The organism is Candidatus Aquicultor sp., assembly GCF_054640775.1.
The window spans coordinates 1-9,568 of the sequence record NZ_JBTSLF010000104.1 but is presented as its reverse complement, the minus strand read 5'-3'; the positions used below and the strand labels follow the sequence as shown (position 1 = coordinate 9,568).

Sequence of the window (9,568 nt, the reverse complement as noted above, 5' to 3'; positions counted from 1 at the left end):
CGGTTGCCGCATTTGCCCCCGGGTTAATGATTACGGAGAATCATATGTCTATGAACAGTAGAGATTATTGATCATCCTCGCCGAACCTGTGTCTATAAATCAATACTTCGACATTTTCGATGGTCACCAATCCCTCGGTGACCATTTCATCCAAGATCGGTAAGAACTGATTGATCCTATCCTCACGGTCGACGATTTCTATGATTACCGGCAGGTCTTCTGAGAGGCGCAGGATACGCATGGTGTGGATGCGGCTGTGGGCGCCAAACCCTTCAACACCCCGGATCACGGTAGCCCCCGCCAAACCCTCTTCGCGAGCGCGCTCGACGATTGCGGTGTAGAGAGGTTTACGGTGCCACTGGTCGGATTCCCCAACGAATATTCGCACAAGCTTGCCTGAACCGGTTAGTTTCATACGACCTCCTATATATTCTTTCCGATTAATAGACCCAGGTAAACGCCTACCAGGGAGAAGAGAACGCTTGCCAGTACGTTGGCGGCGCCGAGTATAAAGCTGCCGCTTTCAAACAGGTTCATGGTCTCCAGGCTGAACGTTGAAAACGTGGTGTAGGCGCCCAGAAACCCTATCGCAAAAAACGGGCGCCAGAAACCGTCGAGACCCATGCGCTCGACCGCAACGGCAAAGAACAGCCCGAGCAGCAACGATCCGGTTACATTTATGATAAGCGTTCCCAGCGGGAAAACAAACCTACCCGACCCCATTATCCATCCTCCGACCAGGTACCGCACAATCGCCCCTAAAAGACCACCAATTCCAACATAAAGAAGCTTAATCCTATCTCACCCCCAAAAATGCAGAAGTCAGTATCCAGGAGCCAGAATCCAGAATAAAACGAGAACCCACTCTCCAGACTTTCACCAATTCGTAATTCGACACTCGAAATTCTTCTGGATTCTATAAAAAAAGCCCCTACCTTGTTGGTAGGAGCCATCATCCGATTGATCGGCAAAAAAGCGAGCCCCATCGCTTACTGTTGAGTTTACTGTCGGCAAAACACAAAGTCAACCAACGCCTAGCCTCCGTTGCGAGAAGCACCCCAATCCGGCTACAATAAGAGCAGAAGTAGTGCAGGAGTCAGAAACCGGGGGCCAGAATCCAGAATAAAGCCAAAAACCCACTTCTAGGCCTTCACTAATTCATAATTCGCCATTCGTAATTCTTCTGGATTCTGACTCCTGACTCCTGGCTTCTATCTATTGATAAGCCTTATTCGTGCGCAAACGGCAATATAAAGAAAACCAGCTACGTAGCACAACATAAAACAAGGGGTTGCATAGATGCTTGATAAGCTCAATCCAGTTCAACAAACAGCGGTAACACATGAAGACGGGCCGGTTCTCATCCTTGCGGGGGCGGGAAGCGGCAAAACGAGGGTGCTCACGTATAGGATAGCGTACCTTATAAAAGAAAAAGGGGTAAATCCCCTGGATATGCTGGCGATTACCTTTACGAATAAAGCGGCAAAAGAGATGAAGGAGCGTATCGCCGCGCTTGTGGGCGGGGTAAGCCGTGTTATGTGGATAAGCACGTTTCACTCGACCTGCGCGAGGATTCTGCGACAGGAAGCCGAGCGCCTTGGATACAGCAAGAACTTCGTCATTTATGACAGCAACGATTCGGGCAGGCTCATAACCTATTGCATGAGGGATTTAAACATCGACAATAAGCGCTACCCGTCAAATAAAGTCGCCGCCGTCATTTCAAGCGCCAAGAACGAGTTGATGGATGCCGAAACCTATGGGATGCGCGCGCAAACATACGCCGAGCGGGTGGTCGCCGATGTCTACAAGCTATACCAGGAGCGCCTCTACAAGAGCAACGCGTTTGATTTTGACGACCTCATCATGGTGACGGTCAACTTGTTCCAGCTCTTCCCATCGGTTCTCGAGGCCTACCGGGAAAAGTTCAAATACATCCTGGTCGACGAGTATCAGGATACCAACCTCGCCCAGTATGAGCTGGTGAGAACCCTGGCCGGCAAGTACCGCAACCTGTGTGTCGTCGGCGATGAGGATCAATCTATCTATAAGTTCCGTGGCGCTGACATACGCAATATCCTCGAGTTTGAACGCGATTACCCGGATTGCAGGGTTATCAAGCTCGAGCAAAACTATCGCTCGACAAAGACGATCCTTAACGCGGCTAATTTTGTCATGCAGAACAACCGCTCCCGAAAGCCGAAGGCGCTCTGGACCGAAAACGGTGAAGGGGACCTCATCATCCGCTACCAGGGCGAAAACGAGCATGAGGAAGCGACCTTTGTCGCCGGCGAAATCGAGCAGATGGTAAAGAAGGGCAGGCAGTACAAAGAGTTCTCCGTGTTTTATCGCACGAACGCCCAATCCCGTGTTCTCGAGGAGATTTTCCTGCGCTACGGCGTACCCTATAGGATTATCGGTGGCTTAAGGTTCTACGAGCGCGCCGAGATAAAAGATATCCTTGCCTACTTGCGCGTGCTTTCAAATTCACAGGATACGGTCAGCTTAAAGAGGATTATCAACGTCCCACGCCGTGGCCTTGGCGACACGACGATCCAGAAAGTCGATGCTTACTCGCTCAAGCACAGCATAAGTTTTGCCCAGGCGCTTAACAACGTCGACGATATAAACCAGCTCTCGACCGCGGCGGTCAAGAATATCAAAAAATTCCTGTTCCTGCTCGATGAACTACAGGGGATCAAAGAGAAAGAGACCCTGGAAAACCTCACCAAGGCATTGCTGGATACGACAGGCTACCTTGCGATGTACGAGGCCGAGGGCACAATGGAAGCCGAGGGCAGGGCGGAAAACGTTCGTGAGTTTATCGGTGTTATCAAAGAGTTCGAGGAGAGCCGTGTTTCTTGCACGCTCGACGAGTTTCTAGAGGAGATAGCACTGATCACGGATATCGATAGCTACGATGACGACAACAACGCCGTGACGCTGATGACGGTGCATAATGCAAAGGGTCTCGAATTTGACATCGTCTTTATCGTCGGGATGGAGGACGGCATCTTCCCGCACATCCGCTCGATGACCGATACTAGCGAACTTGAGGAGGAGCGTCGTCTCTTCTATGTCGGTATCACCCGGGCTATGCAGAAGCTCTATTTATGTAATGCCTGGTCGCGAAATCTCTGGGGCGGGGTAAACTACAATTCCCCGTCGCGCTTCCTGCAGGAGATCCCGGCGGAGCTTCTCGAGAACGCCGAGCAGGTCGATGTAAAAGCGAAACCGCCATCCGAGATCGGCGTTTTCAATATCGGGGATAACGTCTTTCACAAAAAATTCGGAGAGGGACGCATAACGGCGGTCAAGGGCGCCGACCAGGTAACGGTCATATTCGCCATCGAGGGTGAAAAAACCCTGCTGTTGAATTACGCCCCGCTCGAGAAACGGTAGACAACTAAAGACTTCCCCTTTCAGTCTATTCTTTTCTCGTATCCCGCTTCGGTGCTATAGTTGAAATAGCCGCCACTGGTTACAACAAAAGTCGTGGTAAATTAAATGGGTGATTGCAATTAATATTTTTATCGTATCTGCGGGTGCCAAACCCGTTATTGTTAAGAAAGACGAGATCGATTACGCCGTAGAGTTTAACGAGAACTACGCACAGCGCTTTATAAAGCACCTGGAGAATGACGAGGATCTTTGTACCGCTTGCGGTGAGGATTGTATAAGCTGCCGCCTGGGGTTCGTGGATGACCTTTCGGGCCGGATCACCGGGCATCTGAAGCTGCCGCTTTTAACCGACCAATTTATAGATGATCCCGAGGACTATCTACCGGGCGAGCTTCCGGCCCACGACATAACGATTGCGATAAATATCCACAGCGATCTCTTAATGGAAATCCCTCATTTGGCCGCACGGGCAGGTAGTAAAGCGTTGATCGTGCCGGTTGAAGACCCCGATTGGCTGGGCGGCTGGGTAAAGGGAAGACTTGAAGAAGAATGCGCCGATCTTGGCCTGGAATTCGCTGCACCGAAGCCTTTCTGCGACCTTACCGGCGATGGTTCTATCTACATTAAGAAATTCATAGAAGAATTCAAGGTGGGTCGTCCGGAGGTCAAGCTCATCATTAGTAATGGTGTCATCGCAGATGTGGATGTTCTCACCAGCGCCCCCTGCGGCGCAACCTACTATCTGGCTCGTATATTCGAAGGGCGCCCCGCGGATGACAGTATCCTTGGGGTTGCATGCAAGGGTCTCTCAAGCTACCCATGCACGGCAAGCACGAAGGTAGACCCAGAGTTTAAGGACAGTATAACCCATAAAGCTAACTATATAATGATGGACATCTTGAGGAAAACCCTTGGGGGCGGCACAGGTGATCGTTTAGGAGAACCTGGTAAATGCTCTAGCGTGGGTTAAACTTACCTATTTAAGAGAGCAAACCAACAGGGAACAACCCAAAGCGCGGTATCCGATACCGCGCTTTGGTCTTCTTATAATAATATAATCGCTATATGAAACCACGACTTGTAGTGCCATAAACAATATATCTCGGCCTATATCCTGGCTTCGAACTGCCACGAGCCGATTCTAAATGCCACGTCATTGTTAAGCTTTGAGATGGCAATGTCGCTATCCTCAGTGATGCCCGATGGCATGAAGTGAAGCATGACTTTTGTGAGGTCCGCCTCATTGCTAAGTCGAATAACCCTCGGCTCGAAATCAAACTCATAGCCCTGTATCCCAAGCTCGCTTAAGATACGCTCGATTCTTACTACGCTAAAGGTATCCGCCTTTCTGGAAACCCCAGCCCTACGTAAGATCCCTTTTAATAGAGCCGCCTTTGCCACCAGTCTCACCTCCGTTGTTTTCTTACCTTTAATGGTACTGCTTTGTGTAATTGTAATTATCGCAGCATTACGCCCATCCCTTAACAAAAACCTGGCAAACTGCAGGAACAGCCGGGTAAGTGGTACGGTTGAGGCCGTTAGCGGTAGGGTATAAAATGTCGTTCAGGCATTAAAATATACATCATTAACTGAAAGATTGACACTTATAATAGTAGTGTTATGATATAGTACTATGTGGGGACAATAGTACTGGCCCCTGTTTGTACGACAAGCGTGACTCTTTGATTTGCCTGGATGTCAACTGATTAAATCCGCGGAGGTATGGTCATGCAACGCGTTGCTGTGAAACTGGTGATTATTGTGGCAGCACTCAGCTTGCTGACCCCGTCTTATGTATACGCCAGGCTTCTCCTCTGCTCTCCCGCCGATATGATTACTAAATCGCAGCTGATTGTAATTGCCAAGGTCGAAAAGCGCTCTCAACAAGAAGGGCGGGTGATTGGTGAGTTCGCGATAAAGAAGGTGTTGATCGGCAACTTCGGCGAAAAGACCATAAAAATCAAGTCGAGCGATTGGTTTGACGGTACACCGGGCATCCCCGGTGTAGGAACCGAAGTATTTATGCTGCTATCAAAGGATTACGAGGGTAAGTATAGCTGCTGGAACCCCAACTCGATGGGCATTATTAAAAACGGTCGGGTTGTCTCTATCTACCAGGGCGTCAACGTTGATCGCCAACCCTATACGTGCGTTTACAACTGCTTCATAGAGGGCATGGAGCGCATCGAGTCCGAATCTGCGCGCAAACAAGACCTTACGAAAAATCCTAACAGCTCTAAGCTAATCTACACAGAGGTATTAATCCCCGCAGCCCTCTTGATCCTGTTCTTATATCTGAGGCGAAATGATTCAGATACAGACCAATAGCGTTCACTCACAAAAAAGTCCCTTACAGGTTGTCTGCAAGGGACTTTTTATCTTACCCTACGGCTTCATAGCCGATATCTCGCATCCTGTGTCGTATATCGGTCTCGCTTAGATACTCCGTATCATAGATGACGGTAACCATTTTGTTTTCAAGGTCCACCATTACGTTCTCAACACCCGGGGTTCCCTTGAGGCCACTCACGATCGCCTGTACGCAATGGTCGCAATTTGCCGATGGAGCATAGAGTTTTGCGGTCGTTTTTGCCACAAAAACATCTCCTTCCTGTGCAATAGACATTGAAACTCATCTGTTTTATGCCACAGAATCAGAGTGGTCTAAACTTCTTACATAAAGCCTTTTTGACCGGTTTCAACGGCCTTCTTTATAGATGCTTCGAGGTGGGGCGGAAGTCCCATAATATCGACATCAAGAAATCCCCTGATGATCGTAGACTTCGCCTCGTCCTCACTTAAACCCCTCGCCATGAGATACTCGATTTCTTCTTTCGCGATTTTACCCACTGCAGCTTCGTGCGACATCTCGACATCGTTTACACGCCCCTCAAGCTCGGGTATCGCAGATACGATTCCGGTTTCGGAGAGAATCAGGCCGTTGCACTCCATATGGGCCTTTACCCCCGGCACCTCGCCGATCATGTGCCCGCGTGAGATGACCGTTCCGCCGGTCGAAATCGTCCTCGAGATTATCTCGGCCTTGGCGCCGGGCGCACGCAGGTAGGTGCGCGCCCCGCCGTCTACATGTGAGCCCTCCGGGACGGCGATGATCGAGTTGAACCGGGCGGTCGCGTTTTTACCGATAAGGTACGCGTTCGGGTACATCTGCAGGGAGTGTGCTTTTCTCAGCAGGATATAGTTAGACAGGAAGACGCCGTCTTCCTCGATGTAAACACCTGTTCGCGGCCTTACCGCAACGTTCTCGTTCCAGCCGTGAATCATCGTAAAGGAGACCTTTGCGCCCTTCTTGATAAAGAACTCCGAAACGCCCAGGTGAATACCTTCCTTAACGTGTGGCCCCGTTGTGCAGCCGGTTATGATATGCAACTCCGAACCTTCTTCGGCGATGATGATGTTATGCACGTTTTGCGCGATTTGCTCCTCGTGCAGGTACAGGCAGGCCTGCAGCGGGTATGTTGTTTTAACGCCGGGCATTGTTCGTAAGAAGTAGCCGTCGTTTTGGTGCAGCTGCACGTGAGCCGTGTATTTATCCTGGTCAACGGCCACAGCTTTCCACCAGTACTCCTGTAGCCAATCGTATTTCTCAAGCGCTTCAGCCGTTCCCATGACCTCGACGCCTTCCTGCATCGAACGACGGTGTGAGACGGTGGAGTTATGCTGGACGAAACTGCCCGAGCGTTGCTCCTCCTTGGTGTCGACGCCCACAGCAAGCAACCGTTCTTTGTCTTCCTCGGGCATTGCTTCAAGGTTTTCTATGTATTCATACTGCTCGGACGGTTTGAGATACTTCGTAAGGTCGATATCTTCGCCGAAAGGCGCCTTCTTGTCGACCGCCGCCCTGGCGCGCCCGGTTAAATTATCTAGCAACTTGGACATATTGCGCACACCTCATATCCGCTCTGTTTAATGTGACTGAGCATTTCTCTAGGATTGCCGCCGCAGGCGATTCTTCCATCGACCAGGATGTGGCCTATATCGGCCTCGACGTAATCGAGGATGTAGCCGGTATGCGTGATGATCAACCCGGAGTTCACCCTCCGCCTCTTAAGGTCTTTTTGCAGCAGCTTGTTTATCGCGCCCCCCAAAAGGGAGATATTCTCAAGGTCGACACCCGACTCGGGTTCGTCTAAAAGAACGAAACTCGGTTGCTGAGCCATGAGTTGCGCCAGCTCACTCCGTTTGATCTCGCCACCCGAGAATCCATCGTTAACATCCCTATTCAGCAGGTATCCTAAATTGACCTCATTAGCGATGTCGTCTACCGAGCCCCCGTTTCGCGCCGAAAGCTCGATTATCTGGTGGGTCTTTAACCCTTTGATTGTCGGCGGGCGCTGGAAGCTCATCCCAATACCCCTCCTGGCACGCTCATGAAGCGGCATATATGTGACGTCTTCGCCGTTAAACAGGATTTTTCCGCCGGTTACTTTATACTCCGGAAATCCCATCATCGACATGAGCAGGGTTGTTTTGCCCGCGCCGTTCGGCCCAAAGAGCACGTGTGTCTCTGCGTCATTTATCTTGAGATCGACCCCATGCAGAATCTCCTTGCCGGAAACTTCGACTTTCAAATCTATTAACTCAAGCATCAGAACTCCTTTCTGCACTTACTTAATTGTTATCTGATTTACGGTCCAAATTATTGTCTAATTATAATTATATAGGTCTAGGCAATAGGTAATCTTTGATGTAGGTCAAAGATTGGCGGTTTAACCTTGTAATTTATAGAAAAATATATTTTTAGCGAACTTGAAGCCATACACCAAAGGTCGTAGGATAAACAAAAGCATTTTTCTAGAAGCTACAGGCCCGATAAAGAATAACTCTTGGGAAAGCGGTGTGAAGCATGAAAGCAAAAGTAAAGTGGGTGGATGGTCAGCAGTTTGTCGGGATGAACGAACGCAATATGCCCGTGGTGATGGACTCTCTCCCTGAAGGTGGCGGGGAAGGGGCCGGGCTGAAGCCGACCGAGCTGTTCCTTATCGCGCTCGCCGGGTGCACGGGAATCGATGTCATATCGATCATGAAAAAGAAACGCCAAAAGGTAACGAGTTTTTCGGTTGAGATCGAGGGAATCCAGGAGGAGGAATTTCCGAAACCGTTTAACGATATTAAGCTCATCTATAGAGTAAGAGGCGAAAATATCGATGTGAAGGCGCTCGAATCGGCGATCAAGTTGTCCGAGGAGAAGTACTGCTCGATACGGGCAACCCTGGCGGGCCAGCCCAACATCACACACGAATATGTGATCGAGCCCTAATTCTGCGGCCCTTTCGGGAATTCGGCTCTCGGCATTAAAAACATTGTTGACTTCATAGCTTTGTTGACAATCTACGTAACGCCGTGTTAGCTTAAATTCAATATCACTAATCCGTTTAGCAGTGATATTGTAGAGATGGAACAGAGATACGATAGAGATACAGCGATAATGGGGATGAGTAGGTCTGATGTCGACCGCTAAAGCGACCCGGAGAAGGTGAAAGCCGGGGCGGCGAGACGACCGAACATGGCCCCAGAGCTTCCGGAAGAAAAGGCCCCAACCGAGCGCCCGAGTAGAACCGGACGGTTCCAGCCGTTACCTGGATTAAGAGCAGCCGGCCCCGATAAAGAAGGACACCTTCTTGACGTGAATGGGGCAGGTTGAATTTGGGTGGTACCACGGGAAATTTCCTCTCGTCCCATATGGGATTGAGGGGTTTTTTTATTATTTTTATTATGTAAGACCAATAAAAGCCCTGCCAACAGGCGGGCGCGGTGAAAAGGAGGTTATATGGCCGTCAAGAAGACGTACGAAGAAATCAACGAAAAGATTCGACGCGGCGAAGCGGTTGTCGTGACCGCTGAAGAAATCATCGACATCGTAAAAGACGAGGGCGTTGCGAAAGCAGCCCAGAAGGTGGATGTCATAACCACGGGGACATTCGGACCCATGTGCTCGACAGGGGCTTTCATCAATTTCGGCCATTCCGACCCACCGATAAGAATGGCGAAAGTCTGGCTTAATGATGTGCAGGCGTACGCGGGTGTGGCAGCGGTCGATGCATACATCGGGGCGACCGAACCCTCCGAGATCCTGGGTATGTCATATGGCGGTGCCCATGTCATCGAGGACCTGATCGCCGGCAAGAACGTCAAACTGGTCGCA

At 50.1% G+C, this 9,568-nt stretch carries 11 protein-coding genes and 1 other annotated feature; of the genes, 5 read left to right on the top strand and 6 right to left on the bottom strand.

Features of this window, described 5'->3' with window-relative positions; translation table 11 throughout:
• Nucleotides 1–64 precede the first annotated feature (64 nt).
• Both ACYC56_RS09340 and crcB read right to left on the bottom strand, forming a co-directional pair.
• The gene (locus ACYC56_RS09340; RefSeq protein ID WP_461373911.1) at nucleotides 65–415 is read right to left on the bottom strand and encodes a DUF190 domain-containing protein; all 351 of its coding nucleotides are present in this window, start codon (nucleotides 413–415) and stop codon (nucleotides 65–67) included.
• Nucleotides 416–423: 8 nt separating this feature from the next.
• On the bottom strand, nucleotides 424–774 hold the full coding sequence (gene crcB, locus ACYC56_RS09335; protein WP_461373912.1) for a fluoride efflux transporter CrcB: 351 nt from the start codon (nucleotides 772–774) through the stop codon (nucleotides 424–426).
• Between the two features lie 525 nt (nucleotides 775–1,299).
• Here crcB and pcrA point away from each other — a divergent pair.
• On the top strand, nucleotides 1,300–3,402 hold the full coding sequence (gene pcrA / locus ACYC56_RS09330; protein ID WP_461373910.1) for a DNA helicase PcrA: 2,103 nt from the start codon (nucleotides 1,300–1,302) through the stop codon (nucleotides 3,400–3,402).
• Between the two features lie 109 nt (nucleotides 3,403–3,511).
• Nucleotides 3,512–4,372, top strand: coding sequence for a DUF166 domain-containing protein (locus ACYC56_RS09325; RefSeq protein WP_461373909.1), 861 nt, complete (start codon nucleotides 3,512–3,514; stop codon nucleotides 4,370–4,372).
• 137 nt (nucleotides 4,373–4,509) lie between these two features.
• Here ACYC56_RS09325 and ACYC56_RS09320 read toward each other — a convergent pair whose 3' ends face one another.
• On the bottom strand, nucleotides 4,510–4,803 hold the full coding sequence (locus tag ACYC56_RS09320) for a hypothetical protein (RefSeq protein ID WP_461373908.1): 294 nt from the start codon (nucleotides 4,801–4,803) through the stop codon (nucleotides 4,510–4,512).
• A gap of 327 nt (nucleotides 4,804–5,130) precedes the next feature.
• On the opposite strand from ACYC56_RS09320, the gene ACYC56_RS09315 reads away from it, so the two are divergent.
• A complete protein-coding gene (locus tag ACYC56_RS09315; protein ID WP_461373907.1) occupies nucleotides 5,131–5,730 on the top strand; it encodes a hypothetical protein in 600 nt (199 codons plus the stop codon).
• 52 nt (nucleotides 5,731–5,782) lie between these two features.
• On the opposite strand, the gene ACYC56_RS09310 is transcribed toward ACYC56_RS09315, so the two are convergent.
• From ACYC56_RS09310 to ACYC56_RS09300, 3 genes are all read right to left on the bottom strand, one after another.
• A complete protein-coding gene (locus ACYC56_RS09310; protein WP_461373906.1) occupies nucleotides 5,783–5,998 on the bottom strand; it encodes a heavy-metal-associated domain-containing protein in 216 nt (71 codons plus the stop codon).
• Between the two features lie 77 nt (nucleotides 5,999–6,075).
• A complete protein-coding gene (locus ACYC56_RS09305) occupies nucleotides 6,076–7,302 on the bottom strand; it encodes a SufB/SufD family protein (RefSeq protein ID WP_461373905.1) in 1,227 nt (408 codons plus the stop codon).
• On the bottom strand, nucleotides 7,287–8,012 hold the full coding sequence (locus ACYC56_RS09300; protein WP_461373904.1) for an ATP-binding cassette domain-containing protein: 726 nt from the start codon (nucleotides 8,010–8,012) through the stop codon (nucleotides 7,287–7,289). Before ACYC56_RS09300 ends, ACYC56_RS09305 begins: the two co-directional genes overlap by 16 nt.
• Nucleotides 8,013–8,269: 257 nt before the next feature.
• On the opposite strand from ACYC56_RS09300, the gene ACYC56_RS09295 reads away from it, so the two are divergent.
• A complete protein-coding gene (locus ACYC56_RS09295; protein ID WP_461373903.1) occupies nucleotides 8,270–8,683 on the top strand; it encodes an OsmC family protein in 414 nt (137 codons plus the stop codon).
• A gap of 156 nt (nucleotides 8,684–8,839) precedes the next feature.
• Nucleotides 8,840–9,107, top strand: a binding site (T-box leader).
• Nucleotides 9,108–9,193: 86 nt separating this feature from the next.
• The coding region (locus ACYC56_RS09290) for a homocysteine biosynthesis protein (protein ID WP_461373902.1) at nucleotides 9,194–9,568 on the top strand (375 nt) is incomplete at its 3' end.